This window comes from Verrucosispora sioxanthis, assembly GCF_010560025.1.
Taxonomy (GTDB): Bacteria; Actinomycetota; Actinomycetes; order Mycobacteriales; family Micromonosporaceae; genus Micromonospora; species Micromonospora palythoicola.
On record NZ_SAIY01000003.1, the window covers coordinates 617,965 to 641,995 of the forward strand.

General features: G+C 72.1%; 20 protein-coding genes and 4 pseudogenes. 8 read left to right on the forward strand and 16 right to left on the reverse strand.

The window, feature by feature from the left end; all coding sequences use genetic code 11:
• The first annotated feature begins 8 nt into the window (after nt 1-8).
• Nucleotides 9-773, forward strand: coding sequence for a DUF72 domain-containing protein (locus ENC19_RS12065; protein ID WP_281604295.1), 765 nt, complete (start codon nt 9-11; stop codon nt 771-773).
• Nucleotides 774-825: 52 nt separating this feature from the next.
• Here ENC19_RS12065 and ENC19_RS12070 read toward each other — a convergent pair whose 3' ends face one another.
• From ENC19_RS12070 to ENC19_RS12090, 5 genes are all read right to left on the reverse strand, one after another.
• On the reverse strand, nt 826-1,254 hold the full coding sequence (locus ENC19_RS12070) for a DUF2267 domain-containing protein (RefSeq protein ID WP_164447248.1): 429 nt from the start codon (nt 1,252-1,254) through the stop codon (nt 826-828).
• Nucleotides 1,255-1,570: 316 nt separating this feature from the next.
• Nucleotides 1,571-2,446, reverse strand: a complete 876-nt coding sequence (locus ENC19_RS12075) for a DUF72 domain-containing protein (RefSeq protein ID WP_164447249.1) — start codon at nt 2,444-2,446, stop codon at nt 1,571-1,573.
• Nucleotides 2,447-2,491: 45 nt separating this feature from the next.
• Nucleotides 2,492-2,890: a TraR/DksA family transcriptional regulator gene (locus ENC19_RS12080; RefSeq protein ID WP_093402778.1), complete on the reverse strand. Its 399-nt coding sequence runs from the start codon at nt 2,888-2,890 to the stop codon at nt 2,492-2,494.
• Between the two features lie 122 nt (nt 2,891-3,012).
• Nucleotides 3,013-3,654 (reverse strand): nucleoside/nucleotide kinase family protein, encoded by a 642-nt coding sequence (locus tag ENC19_RS12085; protein ID WP_164447250.1) that lies wholly within the window; start codon nt 3,652-3,654, stop codon nt 3,013-3,015.
• Between the two features lie 124 nt (nt 3,655-3,778).
• Nucleotides 3,779-4,390 carry a winged helix-turn-helix domain-containing protein gene (locus ENC19_RS12090; RefSeq protein WP_164447251.1) on the reverse strand — a complete coding sequence of 204 codons (612 nt, stop codon included), beginning with the start codon at nt 4,388-4,390 and terminating at the stop codon, nt 3,779-3,781.
• Nucleotides 4,391-4,773: 383 nt separating this feature from the next.
• Between ENC19_RS12090 and ENC19_RS12095 the strand changes: the two genes are divergently transcribed.
• Nucleotides 4,774-5,166: an ankyrin repeat domain-containing protein gene (locus ENC19_RS12095; RefSeq protein WP_164447252.1), complete on the forward strand. Its 393-nt coding sequence runs from the start codon at nt 4,774-4,776 to the stop codon at nt 5,164-5,166.
• 4 nt (nt 5,167-5,170) lie between these two features.
• Here ENC19_RS12095 and ENC19_RS12100 read toward each other — a convergent pair.
• The 4 genes and pseudogenes from ENC19_RS12100 to secA2 all read right to left on the reverse strand — a co-directional run bounded on the left by ENC19_RS12100 (nt 5,171) and on the right by secA2 (nt 9,832).
• A pseudogene (locus ENC19_RS12100) lies at nt 5,171-5,925 on the reverse strand (class I SAM-dependent methyltransferase).
• Between the two features lie 101 nt (nt 5,926-6,026).
• Nucleotides 6,027-6,527 carry a DUF2231 domain-containing protein gene (locus ENC19_RS12105; RefSeq protein ID WP_164447253.1) on the reverse strand — a complete coding sequence of 167 codons (501 nt, stop codon included), beginning with the start codon at nt 6,525-6,527 and terminating at the stop codon, nt 6,027-6,029.
• 79 nt (nt 6,528-6,606) lie between these two features.
• Nucleotides 6,607-7,347, reverse strand: coding sequence for a GAF and ANTAR domain-containing protein (locus ENC19_RS12110; protein WP_164447403.1), 741 nt, complete (start codon nt 7,345-7,347; stop codon nt 6,607-6,609).
• A 190-nt stretch (nt 7,348-7,537) separates the two neighbouring features.
• A complete protein-coding gene (gene secA2 / locus ENC19_RS12115) occupies nt 7,538-9,832 on the reverse strand; it encodes an accessory Sec system translocase SecA2 (RefSeq protein WP_164447254.1) in 2,295 nt (764 codons plus the stop codon).
• 319 nt (nt 9,833-10,151) lie between these two features.
• On the opposite strand from secA2, the gene ENC19_RS12120 reads away from it, so the two are divergent.
• From ENC19_RS12120 to ctaD, 3 genes are all read left to right on the forward strand, one after another.
• On the forward strand, nt 10,152-11,135 hold the full coding sequence (locus tag ENC19_RS12120) for a glucosyl-3-phosphoglycerate synthase (protein WP_309246089.1): 984 nt from the start codon (nt 10,152-10,154) through the stop codon (nt 11,133-11,135).
• A 16-nt stretch (nt 11,136-11,151) separates the two neighbouring features.
• Nucleotides 11,152-11,946, forward strand: a complete 795-nt coding sequence (locus ENC19_RS12125; RefSeq protein ID WP_235944668.1) for an STAS domain-containing protein — start codon at nt 11,152-11,154, stop codon at nt 11,944-11,946.
• Between the two features lie 88 nt (nt 11,947-12,034).
• Nucleotides 12,035-14,038 (forward strand): aa3-type cytochrome oxidase subunit I, encoded by a 2,004-nt coding sequence (gene ctaD / locus ENC19_RS12130; RefSeq protein WP_164447256.1) that lies wholly within the window; start codon nt 12,035-12,037, stop codon nt 14,036-14,038.
• Between the two features lie 66 nt (nt 14,039-14,104).
• On the opposite strand, the gene ENC19_RS12135 is transcribed toward ctaD, so the two are convergent.
• From ENC19_RS12135 to ENC19_RS12155, 5 genes and pseudogenes are all read right to left on the reverse strand, one after another.
• Nucleotides 14,105-14,980 carry a SigB/SigF/SigG family RNA polymerase sigma factor gene (locus ENC19_RS12135; RefSeq protein ID WP_164447257.1) on the reverse strand — a complete coding sequence of 292 codons (876 nt, stop codon included), beginning with the start codon at nt 14,978-14,980 and terminating at the stop codon, nt 14,105-14,107.
• Between the two features lie 219 nt (nt 14,981-15,199).
• Nucleotides 15,200-16,553, reverse strand: a pseudogene (locus tag ENC19_RS12140) (hypothetical protein).
• A gap of 134 nt (nt 16,554-16,687) precedes the next feature.
• Nucleotides 16,688-17,056 carry a hypothetical protein gene (locus tag ENC19_RS30200; protein WP_164446805.1) on the reverse strand — a complete coding sequence of 123 codons (369 nt, stop codon included), beginning with the start codon at nt 17,054-17,056 and terminating at the stop codon, nt 16,688-16,690.
• A 669-nt stretch (nt 17,057-17,725) separates the two neighbouring features.
• Nucleotides 17,726-17,947, reverse strand: a pseudogene (locus tag ENC19_RS31400) (thiamine pyrophosphate-binding protein); the annotation flags it as partial.
• A complete protein-coding gene (locus ENC19_RS12155; RefSeq protein ID WP_164447258.1) occupies nt 17,940-19,058 on the reverse strand; it encodes a baeRF2 domain-containing protein in 1,119 nt (372 codons plus the stop codon). The pseudogene ENC19_RS31400 and the gene ENC19_RS12155, both read right to left, overlap by 8 nt.
• 147 nt (nt 19,059-19,205) lie before the next feature.
• On the opposite strand from ENC19_RS12155, the gene ENC19_RS12160 reads away from it, so the two are divergent.
• Complete coding sequence (locus ENC19_RS12160; RefSeq protein WP_164447259.1) at nt 19,206-19,745, forward strand: hypothetical protein; 540 nt, start codon at nt 19,206-19,208, stop codon at nt 19,743-19,745.
• Between the two features lie 172 nt (nt 19,746-19,917).
• Here ENC19_RS12160 and ENC19_RS12165 read toward each other — a convergent pair.
• Nucleotides 19,918-20,148: pseudogene (locus tag ENC19_RS12165) on the reverse strand (DUF3817 domain-containing protein); the annotation flags it as partial.
• 88 nt (nt 20,149-20,236) lie between these two features.
• Here ENC19_RS12165 and ENC19_RS12170 point away from each other — a divergent pair.
• Complete coding sequence (locus ENC19_RS12170) at nt 20,237-21,715, forward strand: glutamate--cysteine ligase family protein (RefSeq protein WP_164447260.1); 1,479 nt, start codon at nt 20,237-20,239, stop codon at nt 21,713-21,715.
• 85 nt (nt 21,716-21,800) lie between these two features.
• Nucleotides 21,801-22,928, forward strand: coding sequence for a carboxypeptidase-like regulatory domain-containing protein (locus ENC19_RS12175; protein WP_164447261.1), 1,128 nt, complete (start codon nt 21,801-21,803; stop codon nt 22,926-22,928).
• Nucleotides 22,929-23,068: 140 nt separating this feature from the next.
• Here the strand turns inward: ENC19_RS12175 and bla are convergent, their stop codons facing one another.
• Complete coding sequence (gene bla, locus ENC19_RS12180) at nt 23,069-23,983, reverse strand: class A beta-lactamase (protein ID WP_164447262.1); 915 nt, start codon at nt 23,981-23,983, stop codon at nt 23,069-23,071.
• Nucleotides 23,984-24,031 lie beyond the last annotated feature (48 nt).

Below are 24,031 nucleotides of genomic sequence, written 5' to 3' on the forward strand. Positions count from 1 at the left end.
GGCCGATCGTGATCCTGGTCGGCACCTCCGGCTGGCAGTACCGCGACTGGCGGGACCGCTTCTATCCCGGCGGGCTACCCCAGCGGGCCTGGCTGGAGCACTATGCCGACCGGTTCGCCACGGTCGAGGTGAACAACGCGTTCTACCGGCTGCCGGAGCGGGAGACCTTCGCCGCCTGGCGCGCGCGTACCCCCGGCGACTTCTGCGTGGCGGTCAAGATGAGTCGTTACCTGACCCACATCAAGCGGTTGCGGGATCCCGCCGAGCCGGTGGCCCGGTTCCTGGGCCGGGCCACGGCGCTGGGCGACCGGCTCGGCCCGGTGCTGCTGCAACTGCCACCGACCCTGCGCGCCGACCCACCGGCGCTCGACGCCACACTGCGGCTGTTTCCGTCGTCGGTGCGGGTGGCGGTGGAACCACGGCACGTCTCCTGGTGGACCGACGCCACCCGGACGGTGCTGGAACGGCACGACGCCGCGCTGGTGTGGGCCGACCGGCACGGCCGGCCGATCGCCCCCCGCTGGCGGACCGCGGGATTCGGGTATCTGCGCCTGCACGAGGGCCGGGCTCGCCCCTGGCCACACTATGGACGCACCGCACTGGCCTCGTGGGTGCGCCGGCTGACCGAGACGTTCGGCGACGACGAGACGGCGTACGTCTACTTCAACAACGACCCCGGCGGCGCGGCCGTCGCGAACGCGACCACCTTCGCCGGGCTGGCCGCACGTGCCGGTCGCCGGGTCAGCCGGGTGCCCGAGCCGCCGGCCCGGTGATCCGGACGCGCCGAACCCGCCCCACGACGGGGCGGGTCGCCACGGGCGCGGGTCAGGGCATGATCCGGGCGAGGTCGGTGGGCATGGTCGCCTTGACGTCCTCCCACTCACCCTGCGTGATGTGCCGGCGCAGCGTGTCCAGCACCACCTGGACCACCCGCTGCGGGCCGCCCGCCACGTCGTACGGGAAGCCCTGGCGGACCTCGTAGAGGAAGTCGTCCCGGTTGAGCTTGATCGGCACGTTCTGCGGCTGCCAGCCGTCGAAGTAGATCCCCCGCACCACGACCGGCAGTTGGGCGGAGAACTCCACGCTCTCCTGCACCGGCATCCGGTCGCGCAGCAGGTGCAGCACGGTACGCAACGCGGCGTACGACTGGTTGCGCTGCTCCTTCGGCCACCCGTACGCCTGCTCGATGTCCTTGAGGATCAGATTGGTCTTGTCCATCGAGGATTCGATCGCGGACTGGAACTGCTCAGCCATCTGTCCACCCCCGTAGGTCGGTCTCCCACCGTCGGTCGTCCTGACGTCGCGGCGGACCCACCGGGCCGCGGCGGTACCGGATGGGACTGCTCCATCCGACCCGCGACGTCCGACGGGTGTGCCCGGCCGCTCCGACGACGTGCAGCACCGCGTCTCGTCGTCGGTGCGCTGCCACCCGAACCGTCATCGCCAACCACCTCCGTGGTGTCGCTTCCGCACGGACCATCGCCCGAGCGCCGCGCCGCTGCCACCATGCTGCGCACGGACCAGGTGAGTCGCCGTCACCCCACCCGGGTGAGAACCGGCCCGGGGGCGGTCAGCCGGACTCGGTGAGCAGTGCCTGCAGTTGCTGGGCGTTGGTCTGGGCGTAGTCGCGATAGCAGTTGTTCATCAGCACGTGGGTCTGTTCGGTCTCGCCGGCCAACTCACGGAGCCTGGGTGCCCAGTCCTTGAGTTCCCGCGCCGAGTAGCGGTAGCCGAACTTCTCGTGGATGTCCTTGCTGGTCCACTTGTCGCTGTGCCCGTGGAAGCGCACCACCGCGAGGTCCGAGGTGGCGGCCAGCACCGGCGGGATCGACGAGCGGTGCCCCTGCGGCATGTCCACGCTGACGTACGCGAGCCGGTGCTCGCGCAGGAAGTCGAGGGTCTCGGTGGCGTTGTCGCCGTCGAACCAGGAGGCGTGCCGGAACTCGAAGACCGGGCGCAGCGGCGCACACCGCCGGGCCACCTCCAGCAGGTACTGCTTGTTGTCGCGTCGGATGGTGAACCAGGGCGGGAACTGGAACAGCAGCGCGCCGAGCTTGCCCGCCTCGACCAGCGGGTCGAGGGCGCTGAGGAACCGGGTCCACACCTCCTCGTAGGCCTGCGGCGGCAGGTCGTCCGGGTAGAGGTTGCGCTTGTCGGTCTCCGGCCGCAGCTCCTTGTAGATCGCGCTGACCTTGGTGGGGTGGCCGGTGAGCAGGCTGAACGCCTTCACGTTGAAGGTGAAGCCGGCCGGGGTGCGTTCGGCCCACAGCCGGGCGGTGCGCTCGGCCGGCGGTGAGTAGTAGGTGGCGTCCACCTCGACCACCGGGAACTGGCGCGCGTAGTAGGCCAGCCGTTTCTCCGGCGTGTCGGCCGTCCGGGGGTACCAGCCGGAGTCCAGCAGGGTCCGGTCGGTCCAGGACGCGGTGCCCACCTTGATCTCACCCATGGGTGGAGTCCACCGTGTCCCGGACCGGCCGGCAACCGTCTCGGGTCAGGCCGCCCGACGCTCGCGCGTCTGCTTGCAGGTGACGCAGGTGGTGGCCGACGGGAAGATCTCCAGCCGCTCCACCGGGATCGGCGCGGTGCAGCCCTCGCAGAAGCCGTAAGTGCCCTCAGCCAGCCGGGCGAGGGCGTGTTCGTACTGGGCGCGACGGTCCAGGATGGTCCGCAGCAGCGACTGCGCGGTGTCCCGCTCGGCCGTCTTGGTGCCGCTGTCGGCCTGGTCGTCGCCGGCGGTGTCGCCGACCTCGACCAGTCGCAGCACCTGGCTCTGCTGCACCGCCTGCTGGTACTCCTCGGTCAGCTCGTCGTGGCGGGCCTGCAGGGAGAGCCGGATCTGGTCGGTCTCCGCCTGCGATCGGCCGGTGCCGACCGTGTCGTGGACGAGCATCGCTGCCTGCCTTTCCTGGGCCGTACGGTCACCGCGGGCGGGTCGGTCCACACCCGGTCATCCCACCCAGGTCTTCGCACCCGGGCGCTGTGAGCCCCGCGTTTACCCTCGTCGTCGACGGCTCAAACCGGCCCGTCGCCGGATTCCACGAACGCCGGACGACGTGGGTCGTCGACCCGGACCACCACGTCGGCGAAGCTGGCCGGGGCAACCTCGGCGGTGTACCGGTCGAACGCGGGCAGGGTCCAGGCCAGCGTGGAGTCGGTGCGCCGGCGTAGCGCGGCGGGCGACATCTCCAGGTGTACGACCATGTCGAACGCCAGCCCACCGCCGAGCAGGAACGCCCCGCTGACCAGCACCACCCCGCCGGCTGGCAGGTCGACGTAGGCGGCCCGGCTGGCCCGGTCCGTTCGGGCGTCCCACAGCGAGGGCAGCACCCTTCCGGGCCCGTCCGGTCCCGCCGGGTCCAGCACCTCGCGCCGCAGGCCGGCCTCATCCACCCAGCCCTCGTAATACGAATCCGGGTTGGTCCGACCCCGTTCCAGACGCAGCGACGCGGGACGCAGGAAATCGTCGGTCCGCACGTGCAGCACCGGGTGACCGAGAGCGCGCAGTGGATCGACCAGGGCGTCGGCCAGGTGGTCGGGGCGGGCTGCGGGTGCGCCGTCCACCGCGACCCGCAGCCGGCCGGTCGACACCGCGCCGGCCAGCCGCTCGGCCAGTTCGCCGACCAGCAGCGGTGGTGAGATGGGACGCACCCGCATCCGACCATGGTGCCCGCTGGTCGACGCCGCCGCCGCACTCCCCCGCGGTCCGGCCCGGGCGGTGACCACACCTCGCGTCCGACCGGACTCGTCCGAGCGGCCGGCGGCGCGCCGGCGACGGGCGTCAGCCGGTGCGGTCGAGGGTGACCCGAGCGTCGTCGGCCAGCCGGTAGCCGACGCCGTAGACGGTGGTGACCAGCGGAACGTCCACGCCGACCTTGCCGCGGAGCCGGCGCACGTGTACGTCGACCGTGCGTACGCCGGCGTGCTCGTAACCCCAGACGGCGTTGAGCAGCTGGAGTCGGGTGAAGACCCGACGGGGATTCGCGACCAGGTGCAGCAGCAGGTCGAACTCCAGCCTGGTCAACGGCAACGGCTCGCCGTCGCGCAGCACCGACCGGGAGGAGGCCAGGATGTGCAGGGCGGGAATGGCCGGAGCGAGCTGCCGGGACGGCGTACGGCCCGCCGGCACGGTCTCGGCGCGACGTTCCGGCACCACCGGACCGACGGTGGTGATGGTTCCCTCGCCCCGCTCCAGCATCTCCCGTGCCGCGTCGAGCAACGCACGCGCGGCCGGCGTCAGCGACTCCTCACACGCCAGGGGGATGGACAGGGTGACCGTCAGCACCGGAGCGGCGGTGTTGACGGGACGGCGCTGGCCGCCGGGAGGTCGACCGGGCACCGCGGGTTGGGACGTATGCCATCCGGCGCGCGACGAAGCGGGGCTGACCGACATGGTCCTCCTTGGCTGGTCCGGGTGTTCCCCACGGCCCCGGGACGCCGCTCTATCGATGCTTCCCGGCGCCCATGCGAGGGTCAAGGGGCGGCTGCGTTGCATGAATGTGACAATTGACCGACACATCGGAGCCGTCCGCTCGCTCTGCGTACGAGGCCAGATGATTACAGCAGAGTCGCCAAGTTGACCTGATACGGGGGGTGGTCCATGCCGTTCGCGGCCTTCGGGGCGGGATGTCCGTACCCGCTCCGACGTCGACTGTTCGCGCTCCCATGCCGCTGACCGTCACGCGGACGAGACAGCGGTCGGGGAGACGAGGTCGGTCACGATCACTGGTCGCCGGTGGGCGCGAGCGGTGCGCCGGCGCCGACTAACCTGGACCGGTGAGCGACGAACTCGACGCCGAGACCCTGGAATTCGCGCACCGGATGTTCGACCTGGCACGCGACGGCGCGACCACCGAACTGGTCGGGTACGTCGACGCGGGGCTGCCGGTCAACCTGACCAACCAGAAGGGTGACAGCCTGCTGATCCTGGCGGCCTACCACGCCCGCCCGGAGACGGTACGCGCGCTGCTCGACCGGGGCGCCGACCACTCCCGCGCCAACGACCGGGGACAGACGGCGCTGGCCGCGGCGGTGTTCCGCAGCAACGCCGAGGCGGTACGCGCACTACTCGACGCGGGCGCCGACCCCGACGGCGGCAATCCGTCGGCGGTGGCCACCGCGGAGTTCTTCGACCTGCCGGAGATGCTCGCGATGCTCCGCTCCGGCTAGCCGCCTACGCTCTTGCCTCGATGAGGAAGCGACGGGCGTGGGCCACGAACGGACCCTCGACCCGGATCCGGTCGTGCAGGCGCCGCAGCGCCGGTAGGTGCGCCGCCACCGTGAAGCCGGGCACCGTCCAGACCACCTTACGCAGGAACCAGACCACCGCACCGATGTCGTGGAAGACCGTCCGCAGCGTCGCCTCGCGCAGGTCGACCACGGTCAGGCCGGCCGCCCGAGCGGCGGCGACCGCGTGCTCGGGATGGCGGTGCTCCGGCGGTGGCAACGGACCGAGGATCGCCTCGCTGAGTTCGCGTACGGTCCCGGGGCCGATCTGCTGGGACAGGAACGTGCCGCCCGGGCGCAGCACCCGCGCCACCTCGGGCCAGTCGGTGCGCACCGGATGCCGGCTGACCACCAGGTCGAAGGCGGCGGCCCGGAACGGCAGGGCGCGTCGCCGGCCACCGCCACCACGCTCGCCCCGAGTGGCGCCAGGTTGGCCCGCGCCACCGGCACGTTCGGCGGCCATGCCTCGGTCGCGACCAGCAGCGGGGGCGGGTGCGGCACCTCGGCCAGCACCTCTCCCCCGCCGGTGTCGATGTCCAGCGCCGCGCGGACCTTCGCCATCCGCGCCGCGACCAGCCGCGCGTAACCCCATGGTGGACGCTCCTCGGTGGCCCGCCCGGCGAGCCAGTCGAACGCCCACCCCTCGACCGGGGCGGCGGCTCCCTCGGCGATCAGATCCTCGAAACTCGTCTCCTGCGACACGGGTGTCAGCGTGTCCGGCCAGGACCGCTCCGGCAACGCGTTATCCGACGCCGCCGCCGAGCGCCGGCCACCGGCGCAGCACCCGGGTACCGGGCCGGGCTCTACGGGCGCGGGCGTACGACCTCGACGGTGGGGGCGTCCAGGCCACGTACGACCTCGACGCTTGCCGCCTCGGGTCGGGTGGTGTCGAAGTGGCGCATCAGCCGTGCGCCGAGGTGTACGCCCACCCCACCGACGGCGAGGCCGAGCACCTCGACGACCAGCAGCGCCGGGGTGGCGCCACGGTTCGTCGCCTCGGCCCGCATCAGGCAGGAGAGCAGGAACAGCCCGGCCATGCCGGCGTTGACCACGTTGAAGCTGATCGCCGTGTGGCGAGTGCGGTCCGGCGGCACGTCCCACAGGTCGACCATCCCGGCCATCGCGGTCAACGCCGCCGTCACCAGGGCGGCCACCGCCGTCCAGTAGCCGACCTCGCCGAGGAAGACCGGGCCACCGACCACGTCGGCGAGGTCGAAGATGACGGCACAGACGAAGAGCCCGTACGGAAATGTCACAAGCATCGGTTGGATGGAGTGTCCCTGCACCCGCAGCCGGCTCTGCATCCTGGTCCCCCTGGATAGGCTCACCTCGTCAGCCCAGGGTGCTACCCGGACGCCACCCGGGTGAAACGACACGCCCCGATCAGTTGTCCCGGGGCCGGGAGACGGTGCTGACGAGCCGCTCCGCCACCTCCCGCAGCGGTATCGACAGCGACGTCGCCGCGCCACGCAGGACGTCCAGGGCGTCCGGCGCCGGGCAGCCGCGCTGGGTCATGATGACGCCGACAGCCTGGCCGATGACGCCGTCGTTGAGCAGGGCGAGGTCCTGCTGCACCGTCAGCGCGGCGCGCCGCTCCCGGTCGCGTACGGCCGCCAGCAGCAGGCCGGCGTGTTCGGCGAGCAGCATCGCGGTCAGCTGGTGGCCGGGGGTCAGCGCGTCGGGTTCGGCGGCGTACAGGTTCACCGCACCGATCACCTGGTCGTCGATGTCGACAGGGGCCGAGATGACCCCGCGTACGCCCAGTTCGCGGGCCGGGGGGGTCCAGTCCGGCCAACGCGGTTCGCCGTCCAGTTCCGCCGCGCCGACCATCTCCCGGCGGCGGATCGCGTCCATCGCCGGGGTGTCCGGGCCGTACCGCAGGTCGTCCAGCCCGCACAGGCGGGCGTCGGAGGCGGCCACGCCGGCCGGCTCGCCGGCCCGCAGGGCGGTGAATCCGCACCAGGCGACGCCGGCGAGGGCGTCCCGGGTGATCCGGACCAGTGCGGTCAGCGCCGCGTCGAAGTCGTCCACGGCGATCAGACCGGCGGTCAGCTCCCGCAGCAGGGCGGCCGTCTCCAGCACGCCGAGCGTCTCCGTCAGCGGGGTACGCGTCTCCAGGTTCACCGGCCCGCGGCTCCCGTACACCCGGTCAGCCTCGTCACCCGTCTCCTCCTCGGCGGGGCTCCCACGCTGGAGCCGCCTTCGACATCACGATCCGCCCTACTACCCCCGCCGACAACGGTCGAAACGGCGCAAAACGGGGCCCCTCCCAGGGTACGGGTGCGTCCGGGAGGGGCGTGCCGGACCGGACAGGTCAGCGGGAACCGGCCCCGCTGAGCCGCCGCCCGACCGAGGCGATCAACCGGTCCAGCTCGGAGCCGAACGGGTTGTCGTGCACCAGGTAGGTCCAGGTGGCGCTGGGGCGGACCAGCTCCGCCGCGTCGGGCTCCCAGTCCTCGTCGAACTCGGTCTCGGCGAAGGTCGCGAGGGTCCGCGCCTCGATCGCCGGTACCAGTTCGGTGAACGCCGGCACTGCGGCCCGGTGGAACTCGTCGAGCGGGTCGAGCCGGCCCAGGGCGCGCAGGTGCACGCCCTCGCGGACCTCCGACAGCTCGGCCAGGTGCGACGCCCACAGCCGGTCGAGGTGGTAGAGGGCGATCGACCGGGCCACCTGGGCCAGCAGGTCCTCGTCCATCTCGCCGGCCTTCTCCGGCATCTTGTCCAACAGCATCAGGGCCGCGACGTCGCTGGTGAGCAGCCGCTCCCGCCGCTCGGCGAGGGCCTTGCGCTGCTGCTCGATGACCACGCTGTACCGCCAGGTGTTGCGGTGGATCTCGTGGTTGACCCCCTCCGCCACCCGCTGGGCGTGCTCGACGGCGTAGTCCACCTGCGCGTCGGTGACCAGACCGTCGGCGTTCATCCGGGGCGACGGCGGCACGGTGTCGCCGGCGTGCCGGACGACCAGGTCGTCCTCCAGGCTGACGAAGAAGACCGACCCGCCCGGGTCGCCCTGGCGACCGGCCCGACCACGCAGTTGGTCGTCGACGCGGCGGCTGTCGTGCCGGCCACTGCCGATCACGTAGAGGCCGCCCAGCTCGGCCACCCGCTCCCGGTCGGCCTGGTCGCTGCCGCCGAGGCGGATGTCGACGCCCCGGCCGGCCATCTGGGTGGAGACGGTGACCGCGCCGTACGCGCCGGCCTCGGCGATGATCGCCGCCTCCTCGTCGTCGTTCTTCGCGTTGAGCACCACGCAGGGCACCCCGGCGGCGTTGAGCCCGGCCGCCAACTGCTCGGACTCCTTGACGTCCAGCGTGCCGACCAGCACCGGGCGCCCGTCGGCGTGGCAGCGCCGGATCTCGTCGATCAGCGCCTCCTCCTTCTCCGCCCGGGTGGCGTAGATGCGGTCCGGCTCGTCGACCCGCACGCACGGGGTGTTCGGCGGGATCACCGCCACCTCCAGGCCGAAGAACTCCCGCAACTGGTCACCGACGAGCACCGCGGTGGCGGTCATGCCGCAGACCACCGGGTAGAGCCCGACGTACGCCTGCACGGCGATGGTGCCCAACACCTCGCCCTCGGCCGAGGCGTCCAGCCCTTCCTTGGCCTCGACCGCCGCCTGGAGCCCGTCGGGCCACCGGCGGCGCTGGGCGACCCGACCCCGCATCTCGTCGATCAGCTCGACCGTGCCGTCGCGGACGATGTAGTCCACGTCCCGGTGCAGCAGGGCGTGCGCGTGCAGCGCCACGTTTACCGCGGACAGCTGCTCGACGTTCTCCTCGTCGTACAGGTCGATGCCGAGCTTGGCCTCGACGGCGGCCAGGCCGGCGGAGGTGAAGGCGACACTGCGGCCGTCCTCGGCCACCGTGAAGTGCCGGCCCTTGCGCAGGCCGCGCACGAGCGCGGCGGCGGCGTGCACCGGGTCCTGCTCGCCGGGCACCGAGCCGGCCAGGACCATCGGCACCCGGGCCTCGTCGATCAGGATCGAGTCGGCCTCGTCGACGATCGCGGTGCGCAGCGGGCGCTGCACCCGGTCCTCGATGTCGGTGACGAGCTGGTCGCGGAGGAAGTCGAAACCGGCCTCGCTGACCGAGACGTAGGTGACGTCGCAGGCGTACGCGGCGCGGCGCTCGACCGGGGTGGACGCCTCGTTGACCCAGCCGACGGTGAGGCCGAGCAGGGTGTAGATCGGCTCCATCCACCGGGCGTCGCGGCGGGCCAGGTAGTCGTTGACGGTGAGCACGTGCACCGGCCCGTTGCCGAGCCGGACGTGCCCGTACGCGGCGATCGCCGCGGTGAGCGTCTTGCCCTCACCGGTGGCCATCTCGGCAACCTTGCCGGAGAGCAGCGACATCGCACCGAGCAGCTGCACATCGTACGGGCGCTGGTCGATGCCCCGGCGAGCCGCCTCGCGACCGAGGGCGCAGATCTCCTCGTAGCTCGACGCCGCGCCGGCCGCCTCGGTGAGCTCGGCATCGTCGAACGCCGAGATCTCCTCCTCGCGGGCCTCGATGACCGGCAGCAGCTTCTCCAGCGGGGCCAGATCGACCGTGGTCCCCGGGCGCTGGAGGAACCGACGAAACCTGGTCTTCAACCGTTGCGACACACCCATGAGCCGCAACGGTACGCGACCGGACCGATCTTGAACGTCCCGCCCGCCCTCCCGAATTCGCGCGATCTTGCACTTTCTGTCTCGACATAGGTGAGATCCCGGACATAAAGCCGGCCGGAAGTGCGAGATCGCGGAAACCGGGATGGCCGACGAGGCGCAATCAAAGGTTCATCGGCCGGGAACGTGGACGGAGCACGCTTGTGATCAAGCTGGGAGACCGATCCGGTTAGCGTGCGGGGTGCTGGGAAATCCGTCTCCCGGTCTTCCCGCCGACGAGGGGGTGCCTGTGCGCAACAACGAATCTCTGGTCTCGCCGGTGGTGGAGGCCTGGGCCACCTATCGGACCACCTCGGCGGCCGACTGGCCGACCCGGCGACTCCTTCAGGCGAAGGGAGACAGCCGGGTCAGCGTGGTGCTGCCGGCCCGCAACGAGGAAGCCACCGTCGGGGCGATCGTGGCGACCATCCGCGAGCACCTGATGGACCGGGTGTCGCTGGTCGACGAACTGATCGTGGTCGACTCGCGGTCCACCGACCGCACCGCGGCGGTGGCCCGCGCCGCCGGGGCCGAGGTGGTCAGCCAGGACGCGATGACCCGCGGGCTGCCCCGGCTGACCGGCAAGGGCGACGCGCTCTGGGCCGGCCTGGCCGCGGCGGAGGGCGACGTGGTGGCCTTCGTCGACGCCGATCTGCGCGAGTTCCGGCCGCACTTCGTCACCGGGCTGCTCGGCCCGCTGCTGACCGATCCGTCGGTCGCCTTCGTCAAGGGCTTCTACCACCGGCCCCTGGTGAGCACCGGCGGAGTGGAGGCCGACGGCGGTGGCCGGGTGACGGAGCTGATGGCCCGGCCGATGCTGAATCTGTTCTGGCCGGAACTGTCCGGATTCGTGCAGCCCCTCGCCGGCGAGTACGCGGGCCGGCGGGAGGTGCTGGCCCGGGTGCCGTTCGTCTCCGGCTACGGCGTCGAGACCGCCATGCTCATCGACCTGCTCGAACTCGTCGGGTTGGACGCGCTGGCCCAGGTGGACCTCGGTGAGCGCAAGCACCGGCACCAGGACACCGCCGCGCTGGGCCGGATGTCCGCCCAGATCATGCTCACCGCCTGGTCCCGGTTGCAGCAGCGGGGCTGGGCGAACCCGGAGATGCTGCCCACCGCCCTGCTGACCCAGTTCCGCCGGGGTGGCTCGGACGCGCTGCCGAACCTGGACCGGGAGATCGTGGTCAACGACGTCGCCGTGGCGGAACGACCACCACTCGCGCAGGTGCGGCACCAACTGCCGCGACGGCAGGTCGCCGCGGCCTGAGGTGTCCGGCCTCACCGTGGCGTTTCACCCGGTGGAGGGCCGGGTACCTGCCAGTCTCTGCGACATCGCCGAGACGAGGGTGGAGATGGTGAGCCGGATCACCTGCCAGGTGCACGACGGAGCACATGTCACCGTCGTACGGCTTGCCGGCACCCTCGACATGATCTCGATGCGCGAGGTGTACGCGCACCTGGAGAGGTGTCTGGCCCGGCAGCCCGACGCGCTGGTGGTCGACCTGGCCGAGTTGGCCGTGCACGACCAGTTGGCGGTGTCCGTCTTCGCCGCCGCGGCGCGTCACGCCGCGGACTGGCCGGCGGTCCCGCTGGTGCTCTGCGCGCCACACCCCGAGGCGGCCGCCCTGCTGGCCGGGTCGACGGCCTGCCGGGTGGTGCCGATGCGGGACGACTGCGACGAGGCGAGCCGGTTCGCGGGCGCGGCCGCCGTGGACCGGCTGCGGCTGCGCCTGGACCCGGTGGCGGCGGCCTGCCGGCGGGCCGGAACTGGTGGCCGACGCGTGCGCCCGGTGGAACCTGCCCGATGCGGTCGGTCCGGCCTCGGTGGTGCTCAGCGAGCTGGTCGGCAACGTGGTCCGCCACGCGGGTACCCCGATGCAGGTCACGGTGACCCTGCGGCGCCCTGGCTGCACCTGGCAGTGGTCGACGGCAGCAGCGCGGCGGCCCGGCCCGGCCCGGCCGGCCAGCGCGACGAGGGCGGTCGCGGGCTGCTGCTGGTACGCGAACTGGCCGACCGTTGGGGAAGTGCCCCGGCCGGCGACGGAAAGGCCGTCTGGGCCACACTACCGGCGAATTGACCGAAATTACCGCTCTCGCCTGGTTACATGGTCGGCGGGCTGGGTAGCCACGCCCGTCCTTATCCGTCGTCAACGCAGGTGAGCGCTCATGCCCAAGCGGGTAACCACCGAACCCGGACAGGACCGGGGTCCGGCGATCCTCGCCCCGGCCCGTTTCGGCGGCTATCCCGGACCGCTGCGCAGGCCGCTCCCGGGTGGAAAGCTGGTCAGGTTCCTGGCCACCACCGACCACAAGCAGATCGGCCTGCTGTACCTGCTGACCTCGTTCGGCTTCTTCGTGCTGGCCGGGATCGAGGCCATGGTGATCCGGGCCGAGTTGGCCCGGCCGGGTCTGCAGTTTCTCGCCCCGGAGCAGTACAACCAGCTGTTCACCTCGCACGGGGCGGTGATGCTGCTGCTGTTCGCCACCCCGGCGGCGTTCGGCTTCGCCAACTACATCGTGCCGATCCAGATCGGCGCCCCGGACGTGTCGTTCCCCCGGCTCAACGCGCTGGCCTACTGGCTCTACCTGTTCGGCGGGCTGATGGTGGTCGGCGGTTTCCTCACCCCCGGCGGCTCGGCGGACTTCGGCTGGACCGCGTACACGCCGCTGAGCACCGTCGAGCACTCCCCCGGGGTCGGCGCGAACATGTGGGTGATCGGCCTGGTGGTGTCCGGTCTGGGCACCATCCTCGGCGCGGTCAACCTGATCACGACGATCCTGACCCTGCGCGCGCCGGGCATGACCATGTTCCGGATGCCGGTCTTCACCTGGAACATGCTGTTCACCAGCGTGCTGGTGATCCTGGTCTTCCCGCTGCTGGCCGCCGCGCTGCTGGCGCTGAGCGCCGACCGACTGCTCGACGCGCAGGTCTACAACCCTGACACCGGTGGGCCGATGCTGTGGCAGCATCTGTTCTGGTTCTTCGGCCACCCCGAGGTCTACATCATCGCGCTGCCGTTCTTCGGGATCATCACCGAGATCATCCCGGTGTTCTCCCGCAAGCCGATCTTCGGTTACACCGGGCTGGTGCTGGCCACCATCGCCATCACGGTGCTGTCCATGGCGGTGTGGGCGCACCACATGTTCGCCACCGGTCAGGTGCTGCTGCCGTTCTTCAGCATCCTGAGTTACCTGATCGCGGTGCCGACCGGGGTGAAGTTCTTCAACTGGATCGGCACCATGTGGAAGGGTCAGCTGACCTTCGAGACGCCGATGCTGTTCGCCATCGGCTTCCTGGTCACCTTCCTGCTCGGCGGGCTCACCGGCGTACTGCTGGCCAGCCCGCCGGTGGACTTCCACGTCACGGACACGTACTTCGTCGTCGCCCACTTCCACTACGTGGTCTTCGGCACCGTGGTCTTCGCGCTCTTCGGCGGCTTCTACTTCTGGTGGCCGAAAATGACCGGTCGCCTGCTCGACGAGCGGCTCGGCAAGCTGCACTTCTGGACCATGTTCATCGGTTTCCACGGCACCTTCCTGGTGCACCACTGGCTCGGCAACGAGGGCATGCCCCGCAGGTACGCCGACTATCTGCCCAGCGACGGGTTCACCACGCTGAACACGATCTCCAGCATCTTCGCCTTCGTGCTGGGCGCGTCCACCCTGTTCTTCATGTGGAACGCCTGGAAGTCCTGGCGTTACGGCGCCGAGGTGACCGTGGACGATCCCTGGGGCTTCGGCAACTCCCTGGAGTGGGCCACCACCTGCCCGCCGCCGCTGCGCAACTTCGACCGGATGCCCCGGATCCGCTCCGAGCGTCCCGCGTTCGACGCCAAGTACGGCGAACTCGTCTCCGACCTGGGCCGCGACCTTCCACAACGGACCACGAAACCCCCCCAGGACTTCCGCGAGGAACTGCACATGGAGAAGCACGTGTCCGAGTCGCCGGCCGCCGAGGGCGCGCACGGCGCACGCGAGGCGGAGGCGTACCAACCCGCGCCGCAGTCCGGTGCCCGGCCGGTCGACGTGCCGGAGCCGGAGCAGGTACGCCGGCCGAGTTTCGAGGAGACCGACGAACCGGAGGAGAACCCGCTGGGCGCGCAGCGCGACCCGCAACCCAACGACCGGTGGCGGCATCCGCGTGGGCCCGGTGACACCCCGGAGAACTGACCGGTCGGCTGGCACCACTCGGGGCGGCACCTACCGGTGCCGCCCCGACGACGTTCCTCCGACCGGTCAGCGGCCGCGTACCGGAGCCACGGCGCGCGTCTGGTTGGCCGCCTCGGACTCGCCCGGACCGTTCTGCCACGGCGGCGGCGCGTCGGCGAGCATCGCCTGGCGCAGCCAGGTCAGCGCCCTCGACAACAGCCGGGAGACGTGCATCTGGGAGATGCCGAAGCGGGCGGCGATCTCGGCCTGGGTCTGATTGCCGTAGAACCGCATGGCCAGGATCCGCCGCTCCCGCCAGGGCAGCCGGTGCAACAGGCCGCTGACGGTCACCCGGTCGTCCACCGACTCCAACGCGATGTCCGACTCGCCGACCAGGTCGCCGAACTCCGCGGAGCTCTCCCCGCCGACCGGCGCGTTGAGCGACGCCGGGCTGTAGCCGGCCGCCGACTCCAGCGCGGCGAGGATCTCCTCCTCCGGCGTCTCCAGGCGTTTGGACAGTTCAGCCACCGTGGGTGCCCGGGACAGCTCACTGGTCAGCGCCGCCGTCGCCTGTCCGACCTCCAGGATCAGGTCGCGCAGCCGGCGCGGCACGTGCACGCCCCAGGTGCGGTCCCGGAAATGCCGCTTGATCTCACCCACGATGGTGATCGCCGCGTACGCGGTGAAGGAACCACGTTCCGGGTCGTACCGGTCGACGGCGTTGACCAGCCCCAGGCGGGCCACCTGTTCCAGATCCTCCAACGGCTCCCCACGCCCCCGGTAGCGGCGGGCCAACCGACCCGCGAACGGCAACGCGAAGCGGACCAGGTCGTCGCGGGCCTCCTGGCGACGCTCCGGCGGTAGCCCCTCGATCCGTGCCGCGTACGCCAACGCCGCGGCGTCGAGGTCCTCAAGCCCCCGATCGGTGGTTGGTGGTGTGGTTGTGGTGGTCTGTCCGAACATCCGCGCCTCCCTCGGGAAGGACCCCGCCCGGATTCGCCGACACCGGGCACGCGCGTAGGCACGCACGGGCCTGTGACTGGGTTACGTGACTGGGATGCCAGCGGGCGACGGCGCCGCGCCACGCGAGGTGATCAGCCTGTCGCAGCCGGCGGTGTTCCCGCTCCGTAGGTACTCAATCACGGGATCGCGGGTTCGCGAGGATGTTTCGTCAGCCCGGTCTCAACAGATCAGCAGGCCGTGGTGGCTGCCGCCGTCGCGCAGCGCGGCCAGTGCCTCGCCGGTGTCCAGCGGCGCCGGACTGGGCAGATCGTACGGCTGGGCGCGGAGCACCTCAGTGGCTCTGCGGGTGGGCACCGAGGTGACCGGATAGCCGCGCGCCGCGGTGGTCGAGCGCGCCGCCGCCGACCGAAGCCGGCGACCGCCAGCCACTGCGGCAGGCCGGCCAGCGCCGGTGAGCGTACGCCGGGCGGCTCCGGCAGCACGTCGACCGAGGTGAACGACTCGCCGCCGGCCAACCACCACTCCACCTGCTCGACGCTGCGCCGGGTGGCGTTCTCGCACCAGTACGGCACCAGCCCGGCCCGGAGCACCTGCCAGGGGTCGAGCAGCCGCCCGCACTCCACCACCAGGCGGTCACCGGTCTTGCCGGCGGCCCGCAGCCAGCGCCGGTACAGGTCGGCCGTGGCGGCGCTGAGCGCGGCGGGCGTGGGCACCAGGATCTGGTGCAGCGGATGACCGTGCCGGGAGGTCCAGTCCCGTACGCCCCGGTCGAAACCGGACTCCACGCCGTGCTCGGCGGCGGCCGGCGGGGCGGAGATCTCCGGAGGTTCCCAGCGTTCGCTGTCACCGCCGGCCGAGCGCAGCACCTGCCGCAGCGCGTGGCTGTCGGGATGGAAATCCACCGGGTTCAGGCCGCTGGCCGGGCAGCCGAGCTGGAAGCTGTGTCCGTCGGCGGCGTCGACCACCGGCCAGGTTCGGGTGTCGCGCAGCATCAGCACCGGGGCGCCGGGGGCCAGCCGGTCGGCCAGGAGGCGGTACGCCGCCGCAGCGCCTGCCAGCGGCCGGTCAACGCCACGGTCGCCCCGGCCAGCGCACCCCGGCTGGGCAGTGCACCTGCCGCACGTGCAGGTCGGGGTTGCCGGCGAGCACCCGGCCGGCGAGCGCGCCCCGTGGTCCAGGGCGGCACGCGCGGCCGGTCCACCGCGCCCTGCGGCCAGTGCGCGATCATCTCAAGCCGGCGGGCAGCCAGGGCATGCCCAGCGCCGCCGCAAGATGCGCGACACCGCCGTGCGGCGAGTTCCAGCAGCGCCCCCGGATACCGGCGTCGGGTACTGGTCGACGAAACCATCGGGCGATCCGCCCCGCGTCGACCTCGGCGGCCTGCCCGGCGGTGAGGGCGGTCCGGCCGGCGGAACGGATCGCCGCCGCCCGCCGCACCGGGTCGGTGTGCTGGCGAACCGGGACAGGTCCGCGTGTCCGAGGTCGGCGCAGTCGCTGCCGCTCAGGCGCGGGCGATGGCCGCGACCAGGATCCGGGCGGTGCTGCCGGCCGCGACGACGCGGTCACCGGCCATGCCGGCACCGGCCGCCGTCAGTCCCGGGCGCACCTTGCGCACCGGACCCACCTTCCCTCGATCGCTCACCACGCGGCCCGGCTTCCCGCCACGATGCGGCTTAAACAGGGCATCTCCCCACCGGACGGCATCAATCAGCGGATCTTGCCTCTTCCCGCCGAGAGCGACCAGCCCGCCATCGCCGGTGCACCGTCGCCGTCCAGCACCATCGGGGATGGTGCTGTGTCGCCGTCGCCTGGGGCAGCAGAATCCCCGATGTTGTCGAGTCCCTGCCGGTTCCACGAGCTGCTGGTCAGGGCGGTCGTCACGATCTCCAGCACGCACGGGCGGTCGGCGTTCAGCGCCTCGTCCCAGGCCGCGCCGACCAGCTCCGGCCGGTCGACACGCACCCCGTGCAGGCCGAGCAACCGGGCCCAGCCGGCGTACGGAACGTCGTCGGTGACCGGCCGGGCCGGGTCCAGGCACCGGGGGTGACCGGACCGGGTGTTGTGCACCAGCACCACCAGACGCGGGTCGGGCCACGCCGGTCGCCGCCGCGCGATGGTGACCAGCTCGGACAGCCCTGCGAGCGCATCCCGTCGTCGGTGACCAGAGCGATCACCGGCCGGTCGGCGCGGCCACTTTCGCCGCGGAGGGCGTACGGCAGCGCGCCCCGGGCAGCCCGGCCGGGCCGATGACGACCTCGGCGAACCCGCCGGGTTGGCGAACCCGAGCGTCGGCCCGGTGCCGTCGACGGTCACCACGCTGTTGGGGGCAGCCGACCGGACAGTTCGTCGAGCACCAGCCGGACGTCGATGCCGGGGCCCGGCGCCGCGACCCACATCGCATGTTGCGGCGCCGAGTGCGGCACGACCAGGCCCACCGGACCGTGGCGTCGCGGCGCGCAGCGCCCGTCCACCGCTCCGCGCCCGCGCGCTCGGCGACGTACCAGAGGCGGTAGAAACACCCGGCGAGCTGTCGGTGGACGACCCGGGCGGCCTCGGATCGGCGAAAACGGTCTCGGCGCGGACGGGGTCGGCGCGGACCGGCTCGGCGCGGACGAGGTCGGCGCGGACGGCATCGGCGCGGACGGGTCGGCGACCGGCTCGGCGACGACGGCGAGCACCGGCAGGCCGGCGCCCCGGGCGGCGTCGAGGCCCGCGACAGGCCCGCGGCGGCCACCCGCCGGCCGCGAGGCAGACGCCCGGACCGCCCGTGAAGCGGGCGCGTGCCCGGGCTGCCATGACCGCGGCGCACTCCGCGTTGCGGACGGGTACGAACTCCGGGTCGTCCCCGGTGGCGTCGAGCGCCTCGACAAGTGCCGCGACCGCCTCCTGCGGGTGGCCGAAGACTCGCGGAATCCGCCAGGCCAGCAGCCGGTCGACCACCGCGTCAGCGACGCCCGGGTCAGGCACCGCCCCGTCCCGGGGTGACCGGGTCGACGTAGCGCAGCACCGCGCCGACCCCGTCCACCAGCTCCGGCGCCTCGTCGGGGCCGAGCACGGTCAGTTCGGCGTCGGTGCCCACCAGGGCACGCACCAGCGCCGCGTCGGCCCGGACCCGCTCCGGTTCGGCGACCGCGGTCAGCTGACCCGGCTCGGTGGCGATGTCGGTGGCCGCCGGGCCGATCCAGAGCTGGCCGTCGGCCGAGGGGTCGTCGACGATCAGCATCGTGTCGACCTGGTTGCGCTGCAACGCGGCCACCACGGCGTCGAGCCCGGCGCCGACGTCCTCCTGCGTGCCGAAGCGGTCCAGGGCCGCGTGCACCCGCTGGTCGGCCACCTCGGCGATGGTCTGCACGGTCAGGTCGTCGAGCAGGGTCTGGTCGGCACCGCCGGCCCGGGAACCGGCGTCGGTGCGTACCACCAGGTCCTGCCAGCGGTCCGGCATCTGGGCGGCGATCATCCCGGTGGCACGGACGTCGCCGGCCACCACCACCACCTCGGCACCGACCCGCTCGGCCAGTTCGACGGTCGCGGCGGTGACGTCACCGGCGTTGTGATGCCATGCCTCCATCGCGGCCCGCTGGTAGCGCGACTGGGACCAGCCGCCGGGCTTGACCCGACGCAGCTGGTAGCTCTCCCGGCCGGTCACGTGTGCCCGGCGCGGCACTCCGCCGGCGCTCACCGACATCGCGTCGGCACCGGTGCGGTCGGCGAGCACCCGCACCCACGCCACCTGCTCACCGCGCTGAGCCAGCAGCGGCATCACGTGCGGCAGCGGGGCGTACGCGGCCAGATCCCGCCGCGGCGGGGCGGACAGGTACTCGGAGAGCACCACCTGTCCCTGGGTACCGAACACGGCCAACCCGTAGTCGCCGGGCATCGGATCGTGTCCCCGGATCACCCGGTCGATCGCGGCGATCGTCGGCTCGTCCGCCCCCTGTTCGGCCAGTTGCCGTTGCAGACCACGCCAACGCAGATCGAGTGCCGCGTGCGCGTCCTCGGTGTCCAGGGAGGCGTCCAGGTAGACCGAGCACCACGGGCCCGGACGCTGGTACAGCGGGCGCAGGAAGGACAGCTGCATGCTCGACCCCTTTCCAGCTCGACCCACCGCTTACCCGCGTCGCCGCGCTTGTCACCTGCCGGCAACCGCGTGACCGGTTTTCATTCACGTCATTCAACCCCGAGGATCGATACGATCTGTAGGCGTAGGCGGACTCTGGGTGGTGGAATGGACGCGACATCGTACTCCCGGCGCAGTCTGCACCCCACCGGGCGGATCCTCACCGCGCAGATCGTGCGCCTGATGGACGGCTATCCCCGGGAGGTGCGGGTGGGGCAGCCGGTGCTGGTGGTGGTGCTCGCCGCGGCCGGCGTGGCGGGTCTGCTGGCCAGGCTGGTGCGAGCCCTGCTCTCGGCCGGTTCCGGCACGGGCCGGCGCAGTTTCAAGGAGCTGAAGAAGGGCCCTGAGTACCTGGTCACTCCGGTCCGCCTCCGCGACGGTGACGGGCGGCTCTACGAGGTGGAGTTGCACGGACATCTGCCGCAGAGTGCGCTGCATCCGGCCGACCACGTGCAGCTGACCCTGCGCGACCAGGGCGATCCCGACCTGGCACCGAAGATCGAACGGATCGTCAACCTCACCACGGGGCAGTTGCTCCGGCCGCGCACGGCCACCATGTGGTCGCACCTGGGCCCCCCGCTGCTGCTTCAGGCGATGCTGGGGGTGCTGGTCCTCGCCACGGTGGCCGCCTGCACGGCGGTGAGTTGAGGCGGCCGTCCGGCTGACGCCGCCGACGCACGTCGACCGGCTGCCCTGGCCGCCCGGCGTCAGCCGACCGGAGCCGGCTCCCGGGCCGGCGCGACGGGGCCGAGCATCCCCGCCGCCGCGCCCAACGCTCCGAGACGACGGTGGCGAACGGCGGCACCGCGCAGGCCAGCGCCACGAACGTGACCAGCAGGCTCCACCGGCGCACCCGGGCCACCGCCAGCACCAGCACTCCGTACGCGACGAAGAGCGCGCCGTGGATCGGGCCGAAGACCTGCACCCCCAGCTCGTTGCCGGGCGGGCCGTACTTGGCCACCATGCCGGCCAACAGCCCGGCCCAGGAGATCGCCTCGGCGATCGCCGCCACCACGAACAGTCGGGTCACCTTGTCACGCACGCCCGCCATGGTACGGACCTTCTCGACCGGTCCCGGCTTCCGTAGGTGGCATGGACGTGCGACGTTTGGGGTACCAGCGGTGACAAGGTGGTGACCTATGGGCGAGGAAGTCGGCGTACAGACCTTCAGCCGCCAGGATCGGGCTCGCTACCGGGACAAGGTGCGCCGCTGTCTCGACGTCTTCGCCGAGATGCTGCGCGAGTCCCGGTTCGACGTCGAGCGGCCGATGACCGGGTTGGAGATCGAGCTGAACCTGGTCGACGCCGACTCGATGCCGGCGATGCGCAACGCCGACGTGTTGCGGGCGGTGGCCGACCCGAGCTTCCAGACCGAGCTCGGCCAGTTCAACGTCGAGATCAACGTCGCACCACGGCGGCTGGCCGGCACCGGCACCGCCGAGTTCGAGGAACACGTACGCGCCGCCCTGAACGCGGCCGACCAGCGGGCCCGAACGGTCGACGCCCAACTGGTGATGATCGGCATCCTGCCGACCGTACTGCCGGAGCACCTGACCGCCGCCACCCTGTCGGCCAATCCCCGTTACGCGCTGCTCAACGAGCAGATCTTCGCGGCCCGGGGAGAGGACCTGCGGATCGCCATCAACGGGGTGGAACGGCTGGCGGTCACCGCCGACACGATCACGCCCGAGGCGGCGTGCACCAGCACCCAGTTCCACCTCCAGGTCGGCCCCGCCCAGTTCGCCGACTACTGGAACGCCGCCCAGGCCATCGCCGGGATCCAGGTGGCGCTCGGCGCGAACTCACCGCTGTTCTTCGGCCGCGAACTGTGGCGGGAGACCCGCATCCCCCTGTTCCAGCAGGCCACCGACACCCGCCCCGAGGAGATCAAGACCCAGGGCGTACGCCCCCGCGTCTGGTTCGGTGAACGCTGGATCACCTCCGTGTTCGACCTGTTCGAGGAGAACGTGCGCTTCTTCCCGGCGCTGCTGCCGGTCTGCGAACCGGAGGACCCGTCGGAGACGCTCGCCGCCGGAGGGGTACCGACCCTGGCCGAGTTGCGGCTGCACAACGGCACCATCTACCGGTGGAACCGGCCGGTCTACGACGTGCTGCGGGGTCGCCCGCACCTGCGGGTGGAGAACCGGGTCCTGCCGGCCGGACCGACCGTGCTGGACACCATCGCCAACGGGGCGTTCTACTTCGGACTCGTCCGCGCGCTCGCCGAGGCCGACCGGCCGCTGTGGTCCCAGATGTCGTTCAGCGCCGCCGAGGAGAACTTCAACACCTGCGCCCGGCACGGCATCGACGCCCACGTCTTCTGGCCCGGCCTGGGCTACCTGCCGGTCGCCGAGCTGGTGCTGCGCCGCCTGCTGCCGCTGGCCCACCACGGTCTGGACCGCTGGGGTGTCGAGCCGGACGAGCGGGACCGGCTGCTCGGCATCATCGAGCAACGCTGTCTGACCGGCCGCAACGGCGCCACCTGGCAGGTGGCCACACTGCACCGGCTGGAGTCGACCGATCAGCTGGACCGGCCGGACGCCCTGCGCCAGGTGGTCCGGCACTACGTGGAGCTGATGCACAGCAACCGCCCGGTCCACGAGTGGCCGATCCCCTGACCACCTCCCGACACAACGCGTGACGACTCCGTCACGGCGGCTACCGTGAGTGGGTTTCGTCCGCCGGGTGGAGAGGATCCCGCCGATGCCGCGGTCACCACGTCACGCCGTCCCACTCACCGTCGCCCTGCTCGTCGTCAGCCTGCCGCTGCCCGCCACGGCGAGTCCCGGGCTCGCCCGGTCCGCCGCCGCCCCGCGCGCCACCGTCGCCGCGCCGTCCACGCCCACGTTCGCCACCGCGTCCCACCGGCATGAAGCCGGTCGGACCACCGTCGACACCACTGCGGGCGAGGTGCGGACCACGTTGCGCGACAGGGCAACCGGCGCTGCCGTACGAGGGTGCGTGTCGCTGGTCCCCGTCGATCGCGACCGGCTCACCGTCGTGTTTCAGGGCGAGGTGCAGGAGGGCCGGCACGGCGGCTGCACCAGCGTCGACGGTGGCGACGTGCTCGCCAGCAACGTGCCACCCGGCCGCTACCACCTGCTGGCCCGTCCCTATGACACCGATCAGCACGGTCTGCAGTGGGTTGGTCGGCACGGCGGCACCGGCCAGCGGGAGCACGGCGTGACCATCAAGGTGCGTCCGGGCCGGACGGTCACCGCCCCGACGGTCCATTTCGATCCGCCGGGCGCCGTCACCGGTCGGGTCACCCGCGCGGCGGACGGCAATCCGGTCTCCGCCGGACACGTCATGTCCCTGCCGGTGGTTCCGGATCCCAAGAACAGCGACTACGGCGCTATCACCGATGACGACGGCCGGTACACACTCACCGGTCTCGGACCGTACCGCTGGCCGTTGTACTACACCGGGTACCTACTGGCCAGTCAGTGGTCCGGCGGGGTGGCCGACCGCAGGAAGGCCGACACCGTACGGGTCCGGTCCGGCACGACAGTCACCAGCAACCAGGAACTCGTCGCGGGCACCGTGGTCAGCGGCACCATCGCCGTCGACGAGATGCCGAACTACTCCCAGGTGATCGCCTTCCACGCGCGTACCGGCGACGTGACGGGGGTGGTCGACGTCGGTACCGACTACACGCTGCGGCTGCTGCCGGGGCAGCGGGTGCTGCTGCGGTGCGACTGCGCCCACGTGCCCAGCCGCTGGTACCCCAACGCGGAGCAGGTGTCCGAGGCGCAGCCAGTGCGGATCGGGCACACCCCGGTCACCGCCGACTTCGACCTGACCGGGCCCGCCACGGACCCGGCCCCCTGACGGTCGCCCGGTTCCGGCCAGCGAGCCCCCCGTCGGCGCGGCCGGAACCGGGCACACCCGGACCCGAGCCAGCGGCCGCAACCGGCCACCAGGACGACCGTCATGGTCACCTGGTGGCCGGTACCCGCCCAGGGGGCGACTCAGCTCAGCGCGTCGAGGGTGAGTTCGGCGGCCCGGGCGAGCAGGGCGTCGTCGCGCTCGGCGTCGGGCTCGGTCCGATCGGAGAGCACGGCCAGCACGATCGGTGCCCGCTCCGGCGGCCAGATGACCGCGATGTCGTTGCGGGTGCCGTGGTCGGCCGAGCCGGTCTTGTCTCCCACCGCCCAGCCCTCGGGCACGCCGGCCCGGATGGTCTTGTCACCGGTGGTGTTGCGCTTGAGCCAGTCCACGAGCACGGCCCGGTCGGCCGGGGAGAGAGCCTCGTCGACCGCGTACGCCCGCAGCGTGGTGGCCAGGGCCCGGGGCGTACTGGTGTCGCGACGCTCGCCCGGGACGTACGCGTTGAGCTCGGTCTCCCAGCGCACCGGCTCGGTCACCTCGTCGCCGACCTCGCGCAGCGCCTGCCTGAAGCCGGAGGGGCCGCCGAGCTGCTTGAGCAGCAGGTTCCCGGCGGTGTTGTCGCTGTAGCGCACCGCCGCGTCGGCGATCGCCCGCAGCGACAGGCCGGTGTCGACGTGCCGCTCGGTGATCGGCGAATAGGTGACCAGGTCGTCACGGGAGTAGCTGACCACCCGGTCCAGCTCCTCGTCCGAGGTCGCGGCGAGCACCGCGCCGGCGGCGAGGGCCTTGAAGGTCGAGGCGTACGCGAAGCGCTCCTCCGCCCGGTGCGCCACCGTGCTGCCGCTGCCGGTGTCGATCGCGTACACCCCGAGCCGGGCGTCGAACTCGCGCTCGAGCGGGGCGAAGTCGACGGTGACCGGCGCGGCGGACGCCGTCGTGGTCGACGCCGCCGGCGTCGGTGTCGGCGCGGACGGGGTGCCGGCGGAGCAGCCGGCGAGCAGGCCGAGTGTCAGGGCGAGCGCGACGGCACGGGTACGGCGGTCGGTACTGGTCACGGCTGGTTCCTTCCCTCGATCAACCGGTCAACCGGACGTCGTCCGGGC

What these genes read in the sequence shown, in the direction of transcription:
- ENC19_RS12070 (WP_164447248.1), bottom strand. Translation starts at nt 1,254, where the DNA reads ATGGCTGAGCAGTTCCAGTCCGCGATCGAATCCTCGATGGACAAGACC.
- ENC19_RS12075 (WP_164447249.1), bottom strand. Translation starts at nt 2,446, where the DNA reads ATGGGTGAGATCAAGGTGGGCACCGCGTCCTGGACCGACCGGACCCTG.
- ENC19_RS12080 (WP_093402778.1), bottom strand. Translation starts at nt 2,890, where the DNA reads ATGCTCGTCCACGACACGGTCGGCACCGGCCGATCGCAGGCGGAGACC.
- ENC19_RS12085 (WP_164447250.1), bottom strand. Translation starts at nt 3,654, where the DNA reads ATGCGGGTGCGTCCCATCTCACCACCGCTGCTGGTCGGCGAACTGGCC.
- ENC19_RS12090 (WP_164447251.1), bottom strand. Translation starts at nt 4,390, where the DNA reads ATGTCGGTCAGCCCCGCTTCGTCGCGCGCCGGATGGCATACGTCCCAA.
- ENC19_RS12105 (WP_164447253.1), bottom strand. Translation starts at nt 6,527, where the DNA reads ATGCAGAGCCGGCTGCGGGTGCAGGGACACTCCATCCAACCGATGCTT.
- secA2 (WP_164447254.1), bottom strand. Translation starts at nt 9,832, where the DNA reads ATGGGTGTGTCGCAACGGTTGAAGACCAGGTTTCGTCGGTTCCTCCAG.
- ctaD (WP_164447256.1), top strand. Translation starts at nt 12,035, where the DNA reads ATGCCCAAGCGGGTAACCACCGAACCCGGACAGGACCGGGGTCCGGCG.
- ENC19_RS12135 (WP_164447257.1), bottom strand. Translation starts at nt 14,980, where the DNA reads ATGTTCGGACAGACCACCACAACCACACCACCAACCACCGATCGGGGG.
- ENC19_RS12155 (WP_164447258.1), bottom strand. Translation starts at nt 19,058, where the DNA reads ATGCAGCTGTCCTTCCTGCGCCCGCTGTACCAGCGTCCGGGCCCGTGG.
- ENC19_RS12160 (WP_164447259.1), top strand. Translation starts at nt 19,206, where the DNA reads ATGGACGCGACATCGTACTCCCGGCGCAGTCTGCACCCCACCGGGCGG.
- ENC19_RS12170 (WP_164447260.1), top strand. Translation starts at nt 20,237, where the DNA reads ATGGGCGAGGAAGTCGGCGTACAGACCTTCAGCCGCCAGGATCGGGCT.
- ENC19_RS12175 (WP_164447261.1), top strand. Translation starts at nt 21,801, where the DNA reads ATGCCGCGGTCACCACGTCACGCCGTCCCACTCACCGTCGCCCTGCTC.